This window comes from Aliiroseovarius lamellibrachiae (genome assembly GCF_018599245.1).
GTDB classification, from domain to species: Bacteria; Pseudomonadota; Alphaproteobacteria; order Rhodobacterales; family Rhodobacteraceae; genus Aliiroseovarius; species Aliiroseovarius lamellibrachiae.
Map to the genome: position 1 here is coordinate 232814 of NZ_JAHEVJ010000006.1, position 20038 is coordinate 252851.

General features: G+C 55.8%; 14 protein-coding genes and 1 tRNA gene. 12 read left to right on the forward strand and 3 right to left on the reverse strand.

Translation table 11 applies throughout. The annotated features are described in order from the left end of the window. The first annotated feature begins 46 nt into the window (after nt 1-46). From KKW20_RS12330 to KKW20_RS12350, 5 genes are all read left to right on the forward strand, one after another. On the forward strand, nt 47-2050 hold the full coding sequence (locus KKW20_RS12330) for a hydantoinase/oxoprolinase N-terminal domain-containing protein (protein WP_214568190.1): 2004 nt from the start codon (nt 47-49) through the stop codon (nt 2048-2050). Nucleotides 2051-2325: 275 nt separating this feature from the next. Next, a complete protein-coding gene (locus KKW20_RS12335; RefSeq protein ID WP_214568191.1) occupies nt 2326-3030 on the forward strand; it encodes an ABC transporter permease in 705 nt (234 codons plus the stop codon). Further along, complete coding sequence (locus KKW20_RS12340; RefSeq protein WP_214568192.1) at nt 3027-3740, forward strand: ATP-binding cassette domain-containing protein; 714 nt, start codon at nt 3027-3029, stop codon at nt 3738-3740. The genes KKW20_RS12335 and KKW20_RS12340 overlap by 4 nt, the downstream gene beginning before the upstream one ends. Continuing rightward, on the forward strand, nt 3737-4531 hold the full coding sequence (locus KKW20_RS12345) for an ABC transporter substrate-binding protein (protein WP_214568193.1): 795 nt from the start codon (nt 3737-3739) through the stop codon (nt 4529-4531). The genes KKW20_RS12340 and KKW20_RS12345 overlap by 4 nt, the downstream gene beginning before the upstream one ends. A 139-nt stretch (nt 4532-4670) precedes the next feature. Further along, nucleotides 4671-4744: transfer RNA gene (locus tag KKW20_RS12350), tRNA-Gly, on the forward strand. A gap of 140 nt (nt 4745-4884) precedes the next feature. On the opposite strand, the gene KKW20_RS12355 is transcribed toward KKW20_RS12350, so the two are convergent. Genes KKW20_RS12355 through KKW20_RS12365 form a run of 3 tightly spaced genes read right to left on the reverse strand, consistent with a single transcriptional unit; the run spans nt 4885 to nt 9503 of the window. Continuing rightward, entirely contained in the window at nt 4885-7932 is a 3048-nt protein-coding gene (locus KKW20_RS12355) for an efflux RND transporter permease subunit (protein ID WP_214568250.1), read from the reverse strand. 15 nt (nt 7933-7947) lie between these two features. Continuing rightward, the gene (locus tag KKW20_RS12360) at nt 7948-8997 is read right to left on the reverse strand and encodes an efflux RND transporter periplasmic adaptor subunit (RefSeq protein WP_343207590.1); all 1050 of its coding nucleotides are present in this window, start codon (nt 8995-8997) and stop codon (nt 7948-7950) included. Next, entirely contained in the window at nt 8994-9503 is a 510-nt protein-coding gene (locus KKW20_RS12365; protein WP_214568194.1) for a MarR family winged helix-turn-helix transcriptional regulator, read from the reverse strand. Before KKW20_RS12365 ends, KKW20_RS12360 begins: the two co-directional genes overlap by 4 nt. 405 nt (nt 9504-9908) lie before the next feature. On the opposite strand from KKW20_RS12365, the gene KKW20_RS12370 reads away from it, so the two are divergent. The 7 genes from KKW20_RS12370 (at nt 9909) to KKW20_RS12400 (ending at nt 19971) form a co-directional block, all read left to right on the forward strand. Continuing rightward, nucleotides 9909-10997 carry a TRAP transporter substrate-binding protein gene (locus KKW20_RS12370; RefSeq protein WP_246534587.1) on the forward strand — a complete coding sequence of 363 codons (1089 nt, stop codon included), beginning with the start codon at nt 9909-9911 and terminating at the stop codon, nt 10995-10997. A 101-nt stretch (nt 10998-11098) separates the two neighbouring features. Next, nucleotides 11099-12091, forward strand: a complete 993-nt coding sequence (locus tag KKW20_RS12375; RefSeq protein ID WP_214568195.1) for a TRAP transporter small permease subunit — start codon at nt 11099-11101, stop codon at nt 12089-12091. 14 nt (nt 12092-12105) lie between these two features. After that, entirely contained in the window at nt 12106-14760 is a 2655-nt protein-coding gene (locus KKW20_RS12380; RefSeq protein WP_214568196.1) for a TRAP transporter large permease, read from the forward strand. A gap of 209 nt (nt 14761-14969) precedes the next feature. Beyond that, complete coding sequence (locus KKW20_RS12385; protein WP_214568197.1) at nt 14970-16556, forward strand: ABC transporter substrate-binding protein; 1587 nt, start codon at nt 14970-14972, stop codon at nt 16554-16556. 9 nt (nt 16557-16565) lie between these two features. After that, nucleotides 16566-17522 carry an ABC transporter permease gene (locus tag KKW20_RS12390; protein ID WP_214568198.1) on the forward strand — a complete coding sequence of 319 codons (957 nt, stop codon included), beginning with the start codon at nt 16566-16568 and terminating at the stop codon, nt 17520-17522. After that, nucleotides 17519-18337, forward strand: a complete 819-nt coding sequence (locus KKW20_RS12395) for an ABC transporter permease (RefSeq protein WP_214568199.1) — start codon at nt 17519-17521, stop codon at nt 18335-18337. The genes KKW20_RS12390 and KKW20_RS12395 overlap by 4 nt, the downstream gene beginning before the upstream one ends. Next, a complete protein-coding gene (locus KKW20_RS12400) occupies nt 18334-19971 on the forward strand; it encodes an ABC transporter ATP-binding protein (RefSeq protein WP_214568200.1) in 1638 nt (545 codons plus the stop codon). Before KKW20_RS12395 ends, KKW20_RS12400 begins: the two co-directional genes overlap by 4 nt. Nucleotides 19972-20038: the final 67 nt, after the last annotated feature.

Sequence of the window (20038 nt, forward strand, 5' to 3'; positions counted from 1 at the left end):
TGGGGCGTGGTGTCTGTATTTGGGTCGGGCGCGCGAGGAGGATTTTATGACACTTTCCCTAGGGGTTGATACGGGCGGCACCTATACAGATGCTGTTCTGATCCAAGATGAGAAAACGGTGGTGGCGACGGCCAAGTCACTGACAACACGCCATGATCTTGCCGAAGGCATTGGCAAGGCGGTTGAGGCCGTGTTGCGCGATGCGAAGGTGGATCCAGACCAGATTACGCTTGCGTCCTTGTCGACCACCTTGGCCACCAATGCGTTGATCGAGGGGCAAGGCGAACGCGTGGGTCTGGTGTTGGTTGGCTTTAACGAGGCGGATATGAAACGCCACGGGTTGACCGATGTGATGGCAGGGGATCCCTATGTTCTGATTGATGGCGGGCACAATCACGCAGGCAACGAGGCGCATCCGCTGGACGAAAAAAGCCTGCGAGATTGGTTAACATTGCAGGCCTCAGACGTTTCAGGCTTTGCGGTTGCTGCGCAATTCGCCACCCGAAACACCGCGCATGAAAAGCGCGTGTCGGATATGATCCACGCGCAGTGTGAAAAACCGATCAGTTGTTCACATCATCTGTCGTCAAAGCTGAATGGCCCCAAGCGGGCGCTGACAGCGATCTTAAACGCGCGGCTGATTGGGATGATTGACCGTCTGATCACACGCGCACAGATCCGATTGACTGAGCTGGGCATCCACGCCCCTTTGATGGTTGTGCGCGGGGACGGGGCGTTGATCTCGGCGGAATTTGCACTGGAACGCCCGATTGAAACCATCTTAAGCGGCCCGGCGGCAAGCATCGTTGGCGCGCGTTGGATGACCGGGGCGGCGGACGCTTTGGTCAGCGATATTGGCGGCACCACGACGGATGTTGCGGTGCTGCGCGATGGCCGTCCAGCCATTGATCCCGAAGGCGCGCGGGTTGGCCCGTTTCGCACAATGGTCGAGGCGGTGGCGATGCGCACGTCGGGTTTGGGCGGTGACAGCGAGGCGCATTTCTTGTCCGAAGGGCTGCAAAGTTCGGTCTCACTTGGTCCGCGCCGCGTTTTACCCGTGTCCTTGATCGCGATGGAGGCGCCAGATCTGGTGCATGAGGTGCTGGAAAAGCAACTGCGCAGCACAACATTAACCGAACATTTTGCGCGTTTTGTCCGTGCCGTTTCAGGCGCGCATCGCTCTGGATTGCCACCTCGTGACAGCGCGCTGTTGGAACGGATTGGGGATCAGATTCACCCCTTGGGGGATGTCTTGGAAAACCGGCTGGAATATAACGCGCTGCGCCGTTTGGTGGATCGCGGTTTGGTGCAGGTGTCTGGCGTGACGCCCTCGGATGCCAGCCATGTTTTGGGAAATGCGGATGCTTGGGACGCGAAAGCCGCACATATGGCGCTGGAACTTTTCAGCCGTCAGCGTACCGGCGCCGGCAAGCGGTTTTCTGATACTGCTGAAGAGGTTGCGCAGGTTATCGTGGATCAGTTGACCCAGCAAACATCACTTGCGCTTTTGGAAACGGCTTTCGGAGAAGAGGCGGATGGCTTCGGTCTGCCCGCAGCAGATTTGGCCCGCCATGTCCTGACCCAACGAGGGCTCAGCCGTCACCGCGGGTTGGTCAAACTGGATGCCGGGTTAAACCTGCCGGTCGTGGGCTTGGGGGCATCGGCACCCACCTATTACCCCGCAGTTGGCGCGCGGCTGCAGTGTGAGATGATCTTGCCGGAACATGCCGGGGTTGCCAACGCCATTGGGGCGGTGGTTGGTCGGGTTACGATACGTGAGACAGGCACCATCACCAGCCCATCTGAAGGGACGTTCCGGGTGCATCTCGCCACTGGCCCCGAGGATTTCCGCAGCTCGGAAGACGCCTTGTTGCGCCTTGAAGAGGTGTTGAAGTCGAGGGCGCAGAACGCGGCGATTGTGGCCGGGGCCGAGGGGGTTCGTGTGGTCGTACAGCGTGACATCCGCACCGCCACAATCGAGGGACAAGACGTGTTTATTGATGCGGAAGTGATTGCCGAAGCCTCAGGTCGCCCGCGCATTGCCTTGTAACAATACCGCTAAAACCGGCCAGTTTGGTGCAAGGTGAAAACGGGGGCAGCGAAAGCCGCTTGAATGTCTGAAATGCAAGCCGTGTAGACGTTTTTGGGTATGCTGTCGCTTTGGTAAAAATGCTTGGTTGCCTTGTGCGGGTTGGACAAATTGTCCATATCGCATATGCGTCAGAAAAGCGGTGTTTTCCCGTTGGCTAAGGTCCGGTCGGCCCGTTTTATTGAATTTTTGACCGCGTGGCGCAACATGCGCGTCGGGTGAATAAGGGAGGGAGCATGTCAGATTTATTAAGCGGCATGTCTCAGGCCTTCTGGATGTTGCTGACTTTGGATGCGGATTTGGTGGAAATCACGTTGCGGTCGTTGCGCGTGACGCTGACCGCTTTGGTGATTGCCTCCGTTGTTGCGCTGCCGCTCGGGGCGTTGCTGGCTGTGCGCCGATTTCGCGCGCGCCGCTTGACGATCGCAATGCTCAACGCGTTGATGGGCCTGCCCCCGGTCGTCGTCGGGCTTGTGGTCTATGTGTTTCTCAGTCGCTCTGGCCCGTTGGGGGTTATGGGGCTTTTGTTCACACCAACTGCCATGGTGATCGCTCAGGTGATCATTATCGTGCCGCTGATTGCCTCTATTGCCCATCAGGCTTTGCGCGAATTGTGGTCGGATTATCACGACCTTCTGATTTCCCTGAATACGACCCAATTCCAGCGGGTACAGGCCCTTATTTGGGACGGGCGGCGTGCGTTATTAACCGCCGCGCTGGCAGGGTTTGGACGCGCAATTGGCGAGGTTGGCGCGATCATGGTGGTTGGGGGGAATATCGACCACCACACCCGCGTGTTGACCACCGCAATCGCACTTGAAACGGGCAAAGGGGACTTTGCTCTCGCGCTGGGCCTTGGCTTTGTGCTGATCTTCATGGCCATTGCCGTTAATCTTGCAATCCACGTCATAGGTCGCACAGAGCGGGAGGGCCGGTGGTGAGCAATCTTTTTCCCGTTGTCTTGTCAGGCGCAACGCTGCGCCGTGGCCAAAAAGCGCTGATCGGCCCCGTGGATCTGACCCTGCAGGCGGACGGGGTCACGGTTGTCATTGGCCCAAATGGCGCCGGAAAAACATCTTTTCTACGGATGCTCCACGGCATTGCCCGCCTTGGCGCGGGTTCGATCACATGGTCTTGTGATCCGTTGGAGGCCCGCCAAAAACAAGCCTTTGTGTTTCAGCATCCGGTGATGATGCGTCGTTCGGTGCTGGGCAATTTGATCTATCCGCTGAGGTTGGCGAAAATGGCGCGGCCCAAGGCGCGTGCGCTTGCAATCAAGGCGGCCCAGGATATTGGGTTGGGGGACGCCTTGGATCGTCCGGCACCGTTTTTGTCTGGCGGCGAGCGTCAAAAACTTGCCTTGGCCCGCGCGTTGATCACGAAACCGGATTTGCTGTTTCTGGACGAACCCTGCGCCTCGCTGGATGGTCGCGCGACGCGTGAAATCGAAGAGATCCTGACCCGCGCCGCCACGGCGGGTACACGGTTGATCATGTCGACCCACGATATGGGGCAGGCCCGCCGCCTGGCCACGGAAACCTTGTTTCTTCTAAACGGAAACATCCACGAATATGGCCCAGCATCAACGTTTTTTGAGAGGCCTAAAACGGCACAGGCCTGTGCCTTTTTAAAAGGAGATATCGTCGAATGAAACGGGTCTTGTGCGGGCTTTTCGCCTCGGTTCTTTTGTCAGGTGTGGCTGTTGCGGATGAGATGAGAATGGCCGTGACCACATCTTTTCACAACTCTGGCTTGGCCGACATTCTGTTGCCGCAGATTAAGGCGGATACGGGCATTGATGTGCAGCTGTTGGTGGTGGGCACCGGGCAGGCGATAAAGCTGGGCGAGGCGGGTGATGTGGATGCGATCCTGGTGCATTCCAAAAAGGCTGAACAAAAGTTTCTCAAAGGGGGTTTTGGCACCCATCGCCGTGAGATCATGTATAATGATTTTGTGTTTATCGGCCCAAAATCAGACAGTGCCAAATTGGCTGACGCCAACAGCGCGGCTGCGGCTCTTAAGGCGATCGCAGACACCCAATCCCCTTTTGTCAGTCGCGGCGATGACAGCGGCACCCACAAGAAAGAACTGTCGTTGTGGGCAAGTGCTGATGTGACGCCAGACGGGGATTGGTACAAAGCGGTGGGGGCCGGGATGGGGGCCGCACTTAATACCGCCGCCGGGATGAACGCCTATATCATGTCTGATCGCGCAAGCTGGCTGAATTTTGGCAATAAGGGCGATCTGGCGTTGGTCTATTCCGGGGATCCGGTTTTGTTCAATCAATATGCGTTTCTGCCCGTAAACCCAGATGTGCACCCTCATGTCAGGGCTGATCTGGCCGCAAAGTTAGAGGCGTGGTTGGTGTCGGACACAGCCAAAGATTTGATCAATGCCTATAAGATCAACGGCGAAACCCTGTTTGTGTTTAACGCGGAATAAAAGGTTTTGCGTGCATCCCGGGGGGCGCCCAGCCGTCTTGCACAAGAAAACGCAACATAGATTTCACACTTGCGCCAAGATGTTTCACCTCTCGCTCTTGACGCTCTGAACAGTATGAAATATGTGATGAATTCACTGGGCGGGCGTTGTGTAGTGGTAAGACCTTAGCCTTCCAAGCTAATGACGCGGGTTCGATTCCCGCCGCCCGCTCCAGATTTTCTCTTTTTCGTGAAATGAACTCTCACCCCTTTTGGGGAAGGTGTTTTGACGACGTTGGTTTGGGCGATTTGTACAAAAAAACCGCCCATCAGACAGGTCCAATGGGCGGCATTTATCGTTCAATTTTGCTGATATCACGCGGCTTTTGCGGCCCTTTCGCGTGTTTCTTCACGCTTGAAAAACACGTAATACAGCACTGGCGCTGCCACCAGCGTGAGCAGTGACGCAAAGGCCAGCCCGCCCATGATCGTCACCGACATCGACACGAAAAACGCATCTGACAAAAGTGGGATCATACCAAGGATCGTGGTGATCGCGGCCAATGCAACGGGACGTACCCGCGAGGCGGACGCATCAATAATGGCCTTGCGCAATTCGACACCTTCTTCGCGCACAAGGTCGATCTCTTCGACCAGGACAATGCCGTTTTTGATCAGCATGCCCGACAGGCTGAGCAAGCCAAGAAGCGCGGTGAAGGTAAAGGGCAGGCCGGTGCCAAGCAGGCCAATCACCACACCGTTCACCGACATTGGCACCAACAGCCAGATAATCAGCGGTTGGCGCACCGCATTGAACAGCAGGATTGAGATCATGACCATGACCAACAAACTGACAGGAAGTTGCTTGCCCAAGCTTGCATTGGCCTCGGACGAGCTTTCAAATTCGCCGCCCCACTCCATTGAATAACCCGGTGGCAGGTCCATTGCCTCAACAGCCGCGCGGACTTCGGAATGCACAAATGCCGCGGTCTTATCCGCCGGGATCGAGGCCCCAACCGCGATGGTTGGCACGCGGTTCCAACGTTTGAACAGCGTGTTTTCGACCGTGTAATCAAAGCCATCTGTGACTTGCTCAATTGGCATTTGATGACCGGAAATAGGCGAGTAAATCAGCTGATCATTCAGGCTATAGCTCCGATCGCGCGGGCTGCGCAAAATAATGGGAATTTGTCGTTCCCGTTCACGGTATACACCCGCCCGGATCCCATCCGTTGAGAACAAAAGGCTGCTGGCAATCGCATCACGCGTAATGCCGGCGGACTGGGCGCGGTTGGTGGCGTGAATCGGCACAACCGACAATTCCTGTTCGCGCCAATCGGCTTGAATGTTGATCAGGTTGTCAGAGGCCCCCTTCATAACCGCACTAACGTCATCCGCCAATTGCCGCAGCACTTTTGGGTCGCTGCCCGACAGGCGCACCTGAATGGGCGTTCCGCTTGGCGGACCAAACACCAACCGTTCGACCCGGAAATCCGCCTCGGGGAAGCTTTCGGCCCCGAAGGCCTCCAGCCGTTTGCGCAGCGCCGGAATTTCGTCGATGGTTTCGGTTCGGATGATCAGGTGGCCATACGCAGGATTGGCTTGCCCCGCATCATAGGTCAGCATGAAACGTGTGGCGCCTTGGCCCGCATAGGCCGCGACAGACACCACCTCTTCCTGGTCCAACAACCAGCTTTCCATGACCTTCAGATCGTCCGAAGTTTTGGTGATCGGCGTGCCTTGTGGCAGCTGATACCTGACAAAAAACAGCGGTGTGTTTGAGTTCGGGAAGAACTGTTGCTTCACCGATGCGAAGCCCCCAAAACATGCCACAGTGATGGCGATCATCCCGGCAATCACCGGCCAGCGCAGGGTCAGTGCCCAATCCAGCATCTTTTTGTAGAACACAAAGAAACGCCCGGAATAGGCATCTTCTGCGGACTGGTTGTCCAGCTTAAACAGGTGATGTCCCAGGAACGGGGTGACCGTCAGCGCCAAGACCCAGCTGAGCATCAGGGAAATACCAATCACGGCAAACAGCGAGAAAAGAAACTCGCCGGTGCTGTCGGGTGACAGGCCGATCCCCGCAAAGGCCATGATCCCAATGACCGTCGCCCCCAACAGTGGGATTTGGGTTTTCTTCGCCGCGTCATCCGCTGCCTGTCGCGAGTTGCGCCCGCGCAGCATCGAGATTTGCATCCCTTCCGCCACAACAATGGCGTTGTCCACCAGCATCCCCATCGCAATGATCAGGGCACCCAGCGAAATCCGCTCCATCTCAATCGAGAAGAGCCACATGAACAAAAGCGTGCCCACAACAGTCAGCAAGAGCGTGGTGCCGATCACAATCGCAGCGCGCCACCCCATGAACAGGCCAAGCACGATAATCACGATGCCCACCGACATGGCGAGGTTGATCAGAAAGTCATTGGAGGCTTTTTCAACAACGATGTGCTGTTGATAGATCGGCTGAAGCTCCACCCCATACGGAATGACTTGTGAAAGCTCCGTAAGGCGATCGTCAACCCGATGACCCACTTTGACAATGTCTTCGGTTTCCAGACCCGCAATCGCAAGGGTAAAGGCATCTTGGCCATTATAGCGGATGATCTGGCTTGGGTTTTCCACGCGCGCGCGGGTCACAGAGGCAAAATCCACAAGGTTCAACAGGTTGCCATTCAACCCAACACTCAGTTCGGCAATGGCGGATACGGTGTCGGATCCTTCGGGTGCCTCGATCTGCACACGGCTTTCGCCAGCAGCGATTTCACCGGCAGAGACGACCGAGTTCGCAGTCGACAGTGCGTTGGCGATGGCATTTGGTGGAATACCCTGATTGACGGTGAGCGTGAGGTCAGGTTCGATAAAGATCGCCTCTTCGGGAAGACCCATCAGATCGACATCCGCAACCCCGTCCACAACCAACAACTCTCGGCGCAGGAAGGTGCCAAGATCGTGCAATTCAGCGTCTGTGAAACCGGGGGCTGTGACGGCATAATACAGACCAAACACATCCCCAAAACTGTCATTCACCATTGGCGTTTGAACGCCCTGTGGCAGGTTGCGCGCGGCATCCCGCACCCGGGCGCGCAGACGGGTCCAAATGGCCGGCAACGCTTCGGCGGGATAGGTTGATTTGATCTCGACATCGATTCTGGATTGGCCGGGTTGGTTGATCGATGTGATCTTTTTGATCTCTTCCATCTTTTGGATGGCGCTTTCCAGCGGCTCTGACACTTCGGTCGCCACCTGTTCAGCAGAGGCACCGGGATATTGTGTGATCACCACGGATTGTTTGATGGTAAAGGCCGGATCTTCTAATCGACCCAGATTGAAAAAGCCCCAGATGCCGCCCAGCAGCATTGTGAGGATCAAAAGCCATGTATAAAGCGGCTTTTCGATGGACGCGCGTGCGATATTCACCATTGGAAAACGCTCCTAGTTGGCGAGGCCGGTGAACGGGCGCACGGTTTGACCATCCGCAACCCGATTGGCACCAGCTGCCACAATTTGTTGTCCTGGCGCGAGGCCGGACAGAACCACGAAGTCGCCATTCTCGGCGGGCTTCACCTCGATTGGCGCGGCCTTGATCACGCCTTTACCATCTTCTGTTTCCTCATAAATGCGGACCGACACACTGCCGTCTGCATCTGTCGCAATGGCGGTCACCGGGACGATGATTTCTTGTTTGCCCAAGCTGGCGTGGGTCAGAACATCCACCGAGGATCCGGGCAACACCACCAGATCACTGGGGGTCTCCATGCCGAGTGTCAGGCGATAGGTTTGCCCCGCGGCCGAGGCCTCTGCGTTGAACTCGCGGATCTCAAGCCGATAGGTGTTGTCGCTGGACGGAAAGCGCGCGGTGATGGTGACCGGGCCGCCTTTACCCGCCGTTTGGAACAAGACCTCGGGCACGTCGATATCAATGCGAATTTCGCTCATGTCGTGCAGCCGCACGACGGGTTTCCCAGCGCCGATGGTGACAAAATTGCCGACATTCCGGGTGGCGACCAACGCGTCAAACGGGGCTGATAGCGTGGTGTGTTCCAGATCAAATTCGGCTTTGCGCACGGCAATATCCGCGAGGCTGGCCTGGGTGGTGGCATCGTCCAGCTTAACCTGGCTGACAGTTTGCCCCTGTAATTTGGTCAGTCGCGTCAGCGTGCGGTCGGCCTGATCCTTCTGCAGTTGTGCTTGTTCCAACGCAAGCGAGTATTGCTCTTGGTCCAATTGCGCGATCAACGCGCCCATAGGAATCACGTCACCTTCAATGACGGGAAAATCGATCAACTGCCCGCCGACCTGAAAGGCAAGATCGACGGTTTGACGGGCAACAACCTTGCCATAAAAAATTCGATCGAGGCTGGCAGAGGTGTCCGCGATGGTCATGAGTTTGACGGGTTTAATGGAGTCTTGGGCCAGAACGGGCGACAAGCTGACGATCATGGTCAGCGCGGTTGCGGCCAGAATGGGTTTCATAAGGGTCATTGTGCGGCTCTCGTAATTTCGGGTTGGTCCGGGTTTTGCATGGCCAATTGGATATTGGCGTGGATTTTGGTGCCGATATCGGCATAGCTCTTTAATTCGTCATCGGTGAGGTGCAGGATGTCTTGCAACAAAGTACGCGACAGTTGCACAATTTCAGCACGGTGATTGGCGCCCTGTTCGGTCAAGACCAAAAGCCAGGCGCGCCGATCATTTGGATCGCGCTGGCGCGAGACAAACCCTGCGCGCTCTAGCTGATCCGCTGCGGCGGTCATGGTCGAGGGCAGGGAGTTTGTGTCGCGCGCGAGCTGACCCAAGCGTTTGGGTTGATCCAGCCGGATCAGCAGGTTGCGTTCAAATTTGGTCAGCCCATCATCAATGACATTGCATTCGACCTGCATCTCGAGAAAAGAATGCAGGGCAATCGCCCCCATAATGGCCCGCAATTCGGGTTCAATATTCGGTGCGGCGGTTTGCAGATACAGTGGGTCGTCATTGCAATTGGACATGGTGTTCCTTTGGTGTGGAATCGAGACTTGCCGTACATAGTTCAAAAAATGAAATATCCAAGCAGAAAAGTAAATTTGGCTAATTTTTCCCTCGAAGGTGTAGGGGAGTGGCGGACCTCTCGCCAAAAGCGACCCGATATATTCGTAACGTCAACCTGAAGGCGCCGACTTTATCAAATGGTCAAAATAGCTAAGAAAACAAGGTTTTTTCGCAAGTTAGTTGGCAGAGTGTAGGCGGCAATTTCATGAATTGGTAAATTAATATTACCACTTCGTGAAATTATCATTTGAATTCTTGTTTCAACTCCGTAGTAATGTCCGTGGCAACGTAGGTGACCCTGGGAGAGATGTGGGCCGCCATCGTCTGACAACAAGAGAACTGAAAAACTCGGAGGAGAAATTTTTATGATGGAACGCCGTAAGTTTCTGACGGGCGCTGCACTTGGTGCAGGCGCGACCGCATTGGCGACACCCGCACTTGCCCAGGGCGGTAAGACCCTGACAATCGTATCGACATGGCCGCGTGACTTCCCGGGTTTGGGGATTTCTGCTCAGCGTCTTGCAGATCGCATTGCGCAACTGTCTGACGGTCACTTCAAAGTGGAATACTTCGCGGCAGGCGAACGCGTTGGTGCGTTTGACTCGTTTGACGAAGTGGCATCTGGCAACAGCCAAGCCTATATCGCCGCTGAATATTACTGGGCTGGGAAACACCCTGCCTTCAACTATTTCACCTCGGTTCCGTTTGGCATGTCCAACCCCGAGTGGAACGCTTGGATCAAATTCGGCGGCGGCCAAGAGCTGTGGGACGAAGTGTCTGATCAATTCGGCCTGAAAGCGTTCACTTGTGGCGCAACCGGTACCCAAGCGGGCGGTTGGTTCAACAAAGAAATCGAAAGCGCAGATGACCTGAAAGGTCTGAAAATGCGTATTCCGGGCCTTGGTGGTCAGGTTCTGTCGAAACTGGGCGCATCAACCGTGTCGCTGCCTGGTTCGCAAATCTATGAAAACCTTGTGTCTGGTTCGATTGACGCAACCGAATGGGTTGGTCCGTACAACGATTACTTCATGAAGTTCTATGAGGCGGCGAAATACTATTACACCGCTGGTATGCATGAACCCGGTGGCGGTCTGTCCTTTGGTATGAACAAATCTTGGTACGAAGGTCTGTCCGACTGGGAAAAAGCTGTGATCGAAGCCGCTTGTATGGAAGAGAACGCAGCCGCCTACGAAGAAAACATCGCGAAAAACGGTGAATATCTGGCCAAGCTTGTTGACGAGCAGGGCGTTCAGGTACGTGCGTTTAACGACGATGTTTGGGACAGCTTTGGTGAAGCCGCTGAAGAAGTGTTCTCAGAAGTGCGCGACCATTCGGAACTTGCCGCTCGTGTGAACGACAGCTTCCAATCCAAGCTGCGCGAAATGGGTTCAATGATGAACCAGTTCGAAATCGGCTATGTCAACCAGCGTAACCGTGTGCTGGGCCTGTCGTAAGCGACTGATGTCATAACAAAACCAGAGCGGGGCTTTTTTGGCCCCGCTCTTTTACAAGCGCCCCTGGGATATCACCGGGTGCGGCGCTTATGGGGAAGCAGATGCCAAGCGATTTTGCAAATATTCAACGAACCGGTGAACCCGCCGTTCCCGCCCGCCTTTTTGGCTGGGGGATGCTGGCTGTGCTGTTTGCCTATATGGTTAACAACGTCCTTGTGGTTGGGTTCGGAATGCCGGGCGTTAAGCCATTGTTTTCGGGCGCCGCTGGTGGGGCCGCTTGGGTCAATGCCGCAGTCTACGCCGCAAGCATCACCGTTGCGGTGCTGTTTGTGTTGCGCACGCCAGGTAACGCGCTGCGTTGGGACGCGATGACGATCCACAGGTTCAACACATATCTGATCCGCGCCGCCTTCTGGACGGTTTTGTTTGTCGGGATTGTCGACAGCGCGATTGCCTTTATGCGTGTCGAGGGGATCTTGGCCGCGATATTTGCCGAAGACACCGTTAAGCTTTTCAGCAAGGCGCGTTGGGTTGGGCCCTATATCCACATTCCTCTGGTGTTCGCCGGGTTGGTCGTTGCCGGCTTTACCCGCACGCTGGGCTTTACATGGCTTGCCTTGATGATTGTGGCCGCAGAGCTTTTGATCGTGATCTCACGCTTTGTGTTTTCTTATGAGCAAGCGTTGATGGGCGACCTTGTGCGCTATTGGTACGCTGCTTTGTTCCTGTTTGCCTCAGCCTATACCCTGTTTGAAGAAGGGCACGTTCGCGTAGATGTTCTTTACGCAGGCTTTGGCCGCACCACCCGTGGATTTGTCAATGCCTTCGGTGCCATCGCGCTGGGCATGAGCACCGTTTGGGTGATCCTGATCGTCGGCCTGAATGGCAAAACGGCGATCATCAACAGTCCCATCGTCAACTTCGAAATCTCGCAAGCGGGCGGCGTCGGCATGTTCATCAAGTATCAGATGGCGGCATTCCTTGCGATTTTTGCCACAACAATGCTGATCCAATTCGTCAGCTATTTCCTCGAGGCCGTGGCCGACAAACGTGACGAGCCGGGCCATCGCGAAATTGCCCCGGCGGCACACTAACAGGATATCAGATCATGGAACTCTATTTCCTCGCCCTTCTCATCCTGATTATGGCCATGTCCCTTGGGTCCGGCTTTCCGGTGGCCTTTGCGCTGCCGGGTGCGGCCATTATCACCATCGGGATTGCCGCAGGCACCGGCTATTTCTTTGCCGGCTCCACCGATGCGTATTTTCATTCCGGTGGGCCAAGCCAATGGCTGTCGGCCGGCGTGACCAACCTTCGCGGCGTCTATTGGGAGGTGGAGCGAGATACGCTGATTGCGATCCCATTGTTCATCTTCATGGGCATCATGCTGCAACGTTCAAAAATTGCCGAAGACCTTTTGGTTACCATGGCACGGCTGTTTGGCCCCGTGCCCGGCGGTCTGGGCATCTCGGTTGTCTTTGTGGGCGCGCTTTTGGCGGCGACCACGGGGATCGTGGGGGCAACTGTTGTGGCGATGGGCCTGATCTCATTGCCCGCGATGTTGCGCAACAATTACTCGTCATCTTTGGCGACCGGCACCATTGCGGCCTCTGGCACACTGGGTCAGATTATCCCGCCGTCGATTGTTCTGATTATCCTTGCGGACCAATTGGCATCCGCCACGGACCAGGCGTCCACGGCGCGAAAGCTTTTACACAAAGAGGCAACGGGCGAATTGTCGATGCCATCCGTATTCGACGTGGCGTCGACATCCGCAGGCGAGATGTTTCTTGGCGCGTTTATCCCCGGCATGGTTTTGGTCGGGCTCTATATGCTCTACATCTTGGTCTTTGCGATCTTGCGCCCGAAACATGCGCCCGCCGTGCCGTACGAAGGCAAATTTGACGCGGGTTTCCTGCGCAATGTTGCCATCACTCTGGTGCCGCCACTTGCGCTGATCTTTCTGGTGCTTGGGTCCATTATTGCGGGGATCGCGACCGTGAACCAAGCCGGGGCCATTGGTGCCGCCGGGGCGATGATCATGGCCGGGTATCGTCTGCCCAAGGGGGGTAAAACGCTTTACTACCCCGCGCTGATGGCTCTTTTGGCAATGGGCATGATTGCCTTTGCACTGACCAGTTTTGATATGAACATCAAAGCGATTGACAGCGGCGCTGACCAGCTGGGTATTGCCATTGGCGCCTTTGCCACCGTGATGCTTTTGGTGGCGCTGGTGTGGTCGGGCGCGCGGATCTTTAAGATTGAAAACACCCTTCAAGGTGTGATGCTGGAAACAGCCAAGACAACTTCGTTGGTGTTTATCATCCTGTTGGGGGCCGCCATGTTGACCGCCGCCTTCCGCGCCTTTGGCGGCGAGGAGTTGGTGAAGGAATTCTTGCTCGGCCTGCCAGGTGGGTTCTGGATGCAGTTTATCATCGTGATGTTGGTGATCTTCATCTTGGGTTTCTTTCTGGATTTCATCGAGATCGCCGTTGTGGTTGTGCCGATTGTGGCGCCGATCCTGCTGGCGGACCCGTCTGCCAACATCACTGCCGTTTGGTTGGGTGTGATGATCGGTTTGAACATTCAAACCAGCTTCCTCACCCCACCGTTTGGCTTTGCGCTCTTTTACCTACGCGGTGTTGCGCCCGCGGTGGTAAAGACCGTGCAGATGTACAAAGGCGTGATTGCATTCATTCTGCTGCAAATCTCGGCGCTGACCATTGTGGGGGGCTTTCCGCCGCTGGTGAACTATTTGCCAAACCGCGTCAGTTTCCTGTCGGAAAGCAGCCCGCCCCCGCGTAACCCCAAGTTGCAACTGTGCCTTGAGGATTATGTGGGTCAGCAGCTGATGCAAAGCACCGCAACCGCGGATGCGATTGCTGCGGCGCGCGGGCTGGACCTGTCGGTTCTGCCAAAAGATCTGGCAAAGGATTTAGCCGGCGGCTTGGATCAAGCGGACACCGCGATGGCCAAATTGGCTGAGGCATTTGCCTCTGCCGAAGTGGTACAGGAAGCGGCCCCTGCCTATCGACCAATGCACGGTGTTGTGCGCGGGATCGAAAAGCAAATCCGCAATCGTGGCACGCATGTCAAAGAGCTTGAGACACGGATCAGCCGCCTTCGCGATGAAAGCGAAGCGGCGGAGCGGGCTAAGCTCGAGGCGGAATTGGCTGTTTACAACGCTGAAATCGCGGCATTTGAGGCTGAAATTCCGGACGCATGGGAAGATCAGCACGCAACCTTCCTAAAACTCACTCAGGCTGAGAATAAGGCGCGGGCTGTGTACCGTCGTGCGGCAGATGCGGCGTATGAAGCCCCGCTGTCTGTTCTGGCGGTGCTGGATTCGAATGCTGATTTTGCAGCGCTTGAAGGGCCGCTTCGCGACATGCGCAGCACCATCGAGACGACACCCGAGGCTGAGGCAGAGGGGCTTGTGAACGAGCTGACCAAAGCCTTTAGCGCGGTGGAGGGGTCTGACGATGTGAAAAAGGCTCTGAAAAAGGCGCGTAAAGCGTTGAAGTCGAAAACGCCGGATCGTGCGACGGCATTGGTCGAGTATGATAAAGCGGTTGTGGCCTATGAAGAGCAAGTCGTGTGGCGTGGATCAGCAGAAGACCAGCTGCGGGCGGGTCTGACATCCTATGTGGAGACCCTGAAAGGGACCCTTGGGGTGCGTCTACAGAAGCGATTTACGCGTGATCAGGCGCTGGAAATGGCCTCTTGTACGGCTTACCACAGGGATATTTCCCTTAACTTCTAGCGTCTTACGTAACGTAAGCTTAAAGGGCCGGGCAATTGTCTGGCCCTTTTTTTTGTACGTAACATTGTCGGAACTGTGCGCCTCTATGTCGTAATATTGTTACCGCAAGTCGGTTACAGCCCTTGCCATGCCCGCTCATCTGCGCAAAGCTTTGTGCGGAACAAAAGAAATAATGACGGGCCGAATGGCCTGACCAATGGGAGCTCCACATGTCAAAAGAACTTGAATACCTATCCAAACGCGTTGCTGCGAACAAACTGTCACGCCGCGATTTTCTGGGCCGTGCCTCTGCGTTGGGTGTGTCTGCTGCGGCTGCCAACACAATGCTGTCGGGTGCTGCACATGCTGCGGGCCCAGTAAAAGGTGGTACGCTTAAGATTGGTATGAACGGTGGCGCAAGCACCGATACATTGGATCCAGGTCTGGTTGCATCTCAGGCAACCAAGGGTGTTCTGCGTCATTGGGGTGATACCTTGGTGAATGCATCGCCAACCGGCGAGCTGGACATGCGCCTGGCCGAGAGCATCGAAAGCTCTCCGGATGCGAAGGTCTGGCATTTTAACATGCGTCAGGGCGTCGAATTCCATAACGGCAAAACAATGACCGCCGAAGATGCGATGAAAACCATCGAGCGCCACTCGAACGAAGAATCGAAGTCGGGTGCTCTGGGGATCGTGAAAGGCATCGAATCGATGTCCGTCAGCGGCAACACATTGTCAGTGACCTTGGACACACCAAACGCGGACCTTCCTTACCTTCTGGCAGATTATCACCTTGTGATTCAGCCAAACGGCGGCATGGATGATCCAAACGCAGGGATCGGCACCGGCCCCTATACGGTTGAAGTGAATGAACCGGGCGTGCGCTATGGGTTCAAAAAATTCGCAAACCATTGGGATGAAAGCATCGGTCATGCGGCGGAAACAGAGCTGTTGGTTCTGAACGATGCAACTGCTCGTATGGCAGCATTGCAATCTGGTCAGGTTCACATGGTGAACTCGGTTGAGCCAAAGGTTGCATCCCTTCTGGATCGCGCGCCGGGGATCTCGGTGAAAAACGTATCTGGCCGCGGCCACTATGTGTTCATCATGCACACGGACACCGCGCCGTTTGACAACAAAGACCTGCGTTTGGCGCTGAAATACGCGATCAACCGTCAGGAAATGGTCGACAAGATCCTGAAAGGTTATGGCGGTGTTGGTAACGACATGCCGATCAATGCCTCTTACCCACTGTTTGATGAAACCATTCCACAGCGTGAGTATGATCCTGAGAAAGCGGCAGAGCACTATAAAGCATCTGGCCACGACGGAAGCCCAATCATTCTGCGCGTTGCTGATGCGGCGTTCCCGGGCGCGGTTGATGCGGCCCAGCTGTTCCAGCAAAGCGCCGCCGCTGCGGGCATCCCGCTGGAAATCAAACGCGAGCCTAACGATGGCTATTGGTCAGAAGTTTGGAACAAGCAACCGTTCTGTGCCTCTTACTGGGGTGGCCGTCCGGTGCAGGATCAGATGTATTCGACCGCTTATCTGTCGACCGCTGACTGGAACGACACAAGGTTCAACAACCCCGAGTTTGACAGCCTGCTTAGCCAAGCCAAAGCGGAATTGGATCCAGCAAAGCGTAAAGCGCTTTACAGCCAGATGGGTCACATCGTGCGCGACGAAGGCGGCCTGATTTGTCCGATGTTCAACGACTTTGTTGACGCGGTCAGTGATAAGGTTGGCGGGTTCGAACCCGATCCCAACGGGGAACTGATGGATAACATCGCCAGTTCACGCTGCTGGTTGGCGTAAGGCCAAACCATGCATCCTGTCTTAAAACTTATTGCCCAGCGATTAGCGCTGGGCATCCTTCTACTCCTTGCCGCCTCCCTGCTGATTTTTGCCGGCACGCAGATCCTTCCGGGTGATGTGGCGCAATCCATTCTTGGTCAATCGGCAACACCCGAAGCCCTTGCCAACCTGCGCGCAGAGCTTGGTTTGAATGAACCCGCCATGAGCCGCTATTTCAGCTGGCTTGCGGGGGCGATTCAAGGCGACTTGGGTACCGCGCTGACCAACGGACAAGATATCACCAAATCCTTGGGCGGACGGTTGAAAAACACCCTGTTCCTCGCGTTCTGGGCGGCTGTTGTGGCCGTGCCTCTGGCGATTTTCTTGGGCCTTCTTGCGGTGCGTTTCCGCGAACGGTGGCCTGATAAACTGATCTCAGCGGTCACGTTGGCATCAATTTCGGTTCCGGAATTCCTGATCGGTTACGTCCTGATGTATATCGTTGGCGTGAAACTGGGCTGGGCGCCTACCGTGGCAACGGTTTACGATTCGATGAGCTTTCTTGAAAAGCTGAATGCGATCGCATTGCCGGTTGCGGTTCTGACCATGGTGGTTCTGGCGCATATGATGCGCATGACCCGCGCGGCCATTTTGAACGTGATGCAATCGGCCTATATCGAAACAGCCGAACTTAAGGGCCTGTCCAGTTTCCAAGTGATCTACCGCCATGCGTTCCCTAACGCGATCGCGCCGGTGGTGAATGTGGTCATGCTGAATCTGGCCTATCTGGTTGTGGGTGTTGTCGTTGTCGAGGTGGTCTTTGTCTATCCCGGCATGGGGCAATATCTGGTGGACCACGTCTCGAAACGTGATGTGCCGGTGGTCCAGGCCTGTGGCCTGATCTTTGCCGCTGTTTATATCGGTCTGAACATGGTCGCTGACATCGTGTCGATCCTTGCAAATCCACGCCTGAGGCACCCGAAATGATGAGAATTCCTCCTGCGGCCTTGATTGGCCTCTTTTTCACCGGGCTCTACTTCTTTGTGGCAATTTTTGCACCTTGGATTGCGCCTTACTCGATGACGGAAATCGTAAGCGATATTCCATGGGATGTGGCGTCTGCTCAGCATTGGTTGGGCACGGATAATATCGGTCGCGATCTGCTGACCCGGATGATCTATGGTGGTCGGACAACAATCTTTATCGCAACCGCTGCCACAATCCTAAGCTTTACCCTTGGGTCCGTTCTTGGCCTGACGGCGGCTGTGATTGGCGGTTGGGTTGATCAAGCGATGAGCCGCTTTGTTGACCTGATTATGTCAATTCCAACGCTGATCTTTGCGCTGGTGGTCCTGTCGGTGATGCCGGTGACCATGCCGATCCTGATCCTTGTGATGGGGCTTTTGGATTCCACACGCGTTTACCGTCTGGCGCGGGCCGTTGCGGTGGACATCAACGTGATGGATTTTGTCGAGGCCGCCAAGCTGCGCGGCGAAGGCAATCGCTGGGTGATCTTTCGTGAAATCCTTCCCAATGCGCTGTCGCCATTGGTTGCTGAAATGGGGCTGCGCTTTATCTTCGCAGTGCTCTTCGTGTCCACATTGTCGTTCCTTGGCCTTGGGGTGCAACCCCCGAACGCGGACTGGGGTGGCATCGTGAAGGAAAACAAAGATGGTATCGTCTATGGCATCCCTGCGGCGCTTTACCCCGCATTTGCCATCGCGACACTTGCGATCTCTGTGAACCTCGTGGCGGACTGGGTTCTGAACCGCACCGCCAGCTTGAAAGGGGGTCGCGGATGACCGATGCACTTCTGAAAGTCAAAAACCTGAAAATCGGCGCACGGATTTATCCGCCCGGCGAAAAACCCAAAGACATCGACATTGTGCATGGTGTCAGCTTTGAACTGGAAAAGGGCAAAGTGCTGGGTTTGATTGGCGAATCCGGTGCGGGCAAATCCACCATCGGGCTGGCCGCAATGGCTTATGGTCGGGGCGGGGTTGAGCTGACGGGCGGCGAAGTTTGGGTGAACGGGCGTGAAATCCTGCACACCTCACGCGCGGATCTGCGCCACCTGCGCGGCCTTGAAGTGACCTATGTCAGCCAATCGGCTGCGGCCAGTTTTAACCCGGCCAAAAGGATCATGGAGCAAGTGATCGAGGCGTCGGTTCACGCGGGCAAGTTTTCGAAAAAGGACGCCGAGGGCCGCGCGCGGGAACTGTTCGCCAAACTTGGCTTGCCGGACCCGGACAACATCGGGGATCGCTATCCGCACCAAGTGTCCGGCGGTCAGCTACAGCGTTGCATGACGGCGCTGGCGCTTTGCCCGGAACCTGATTTGGTGGTGTTCGATGAACCCACCACGGCGCTTGATGTGACAACGCAGATCGACGTGCTGATGGCGATCAAAGAAGCCATTCGGGACACCGGCGTTGGGGCGCTTTACATCACCCATGATCTGGCCGTTGTGGCACAGGTCTCGGATGAGATTATGGTGCTGCGCATGGGCGATATGGTGGAACATGGCACCACCGATCAAATCATCAACAACCCGCGTGAAGACTACACTCGTGATCTGGTGTCCGTGCGTTCAAAACAGCACGAAGGTCAGGCCCCCACCGACAATCCGATCCTTCGGGTTGAAAATGTAACCGCGCGCTACAAAGGCACCAACTTTGACGTGCTGCATAATGTGGTGATGGAACTCCACCCCGGGCAAACCCTTGCGGTTGTTGGGGAAAGTGGCTCGGGGAAATCGACAACTGCGCGGGTGATCACCGGCCTTTTGCCGCCCCGTGAAGGGAAAATTACCTTCGATGGGCGCGAATTGTCCGCGGATCTGAACGGGCGCACCCGCGAAGATTTGCGCGAGCTGCAGATGATCTATCAGATGGCGGATGTGGCGATGAACCCGCGCCAAACGGTCGGCACCATCATCGGCCGCCCGCTGGAGTTTTACTTCGGCATGAAAGGCGCGGAAAAACGCAAACGCATCGTAGAGCTTTTGGACGAGATTGAACTGGGCGAGGGCTTTATTGACCGCTATCCCGCTGAGCTGTCCGGTGGGCAAAAACAGCGTGTGTGTATTGCCCGCGCGCTTGCTGCCAAACCGAAGGTCATTATCTGTGACGAGGTGACTTCAGCACTCGATCCATTGGTCGCCGACGACATCCTCAAGCTTCTGGAAAACCTTCAGAAAATCGAAGATGTGGCCTATCTGTTCATCACCCACGATCTCGCCACCGTCTCCGCCATCGCGGACAGTATCGCGGTGATGTATCAGGGCAAAGTGGTGCGCTATGGCCCTAAAGCCGAGGTGCTATCGCCGCCGTTTGACGACTATACCGACCTTCTGCTCAGCTCTGTGCCAGAAATGCGCCTTGGCTGGTTGGAAGAGGTGATTGCAAACCGGAAAATGGAAAGCGCAGGTAACTAATCGGTCCGCTGGTTGCGCCTTCCTCTTTCTAAAAATATCCCCGCCGGAGGCATCCTACAGGTGCCTT

Excerpts from the sequence above, each read along its gene's own strand:
- KKW20_RS12380 (WP_214568196.1), top strand. The coding sequence starts at position 12,106 with ATGGAACTCTATTTCCTCGCCCTTCTCATCCTGATTATGGCCATGTCC.
- KKW20_RS12335 (WP_214568191.1), top strand. The coding sequence starts at position 2,326 with ATGTCAGATTTATTAAGCGGCATGTCTCAGGCCTTCTGGATGTTGCTG.
- KKW20_RS12370 (WP_246534587.1), top strand. The coding sequence starts at position 9,909 with ATGATGGAACGCCGTAAGTTTCTGACGGGCGCTGCACTTGGTGCAGGC.
- KKW20_RS12400 (WP_214568200.1), top strand. The coding sequence starts at position 18,334 with ATGACCGATGCACTTCTGAAAGTCAAAAACCTGAAAATCGGCGCACGG.
- KKW20_RS12330 (WP_214568190.1), top strand. The coding sequence starts at position 47 with ATGACACTTTCCCTAGGGGTTGATACGGGCGGCACCTATACAGATGCT.
- KKW20_RS12395 (WP_214568199.1), top strand. The coding sequence starts at position 17,519 with ATGATGAGAATTCCTCCTGCGGCCTTGATTGGCCTCTTTTTCACCGGG.
- KKW20_RS12365 (WP_214568194.1), bottom strand. The coding sequence starts at position 9,503 with ATGTCCAATTGCAATGACGACCCACTGTATCTGCAAACCGCCGCACCG.
- KKW20_RS12390 (WP_214568198.1), top strand. The coding sequence starts at position 16,566 with ATGCATCCTGTCTTAAAACTTATTGCCCAGCGATTAGCGCTGGGCATC.
- KKW20_RS12360 (WP_343207590.1), bottom strand. The coding sequence starts at position 8,997 with ATGACCCTTATGAAACCCATTCTGGCCGCAACCGCGCTGACCATGATC.
- KKW20_RS12375 (WP_214568195.1), top strand. The coding sequence starts at position 11,099 with ATGCCAAGCGATTTTGCAAATATTCAACGAACCGGTGAACCCGCCGTT.
- KKW20_RS12345 (WP_214568193.1), top strand. The coding sequence starts at position 3,737 with ATGAAACGGGTCTTGTGCGGGCTTTTCGCCTCGGTTCTTTTGTCAGGT.
- KKW20_RS12385 (WP_214568197.1), top strand. The coding sequence starts at position 14,970 with ATGTCAAAAGAACTTGAATACCTATCCAAACGCGTTGCTGCGAACAAA.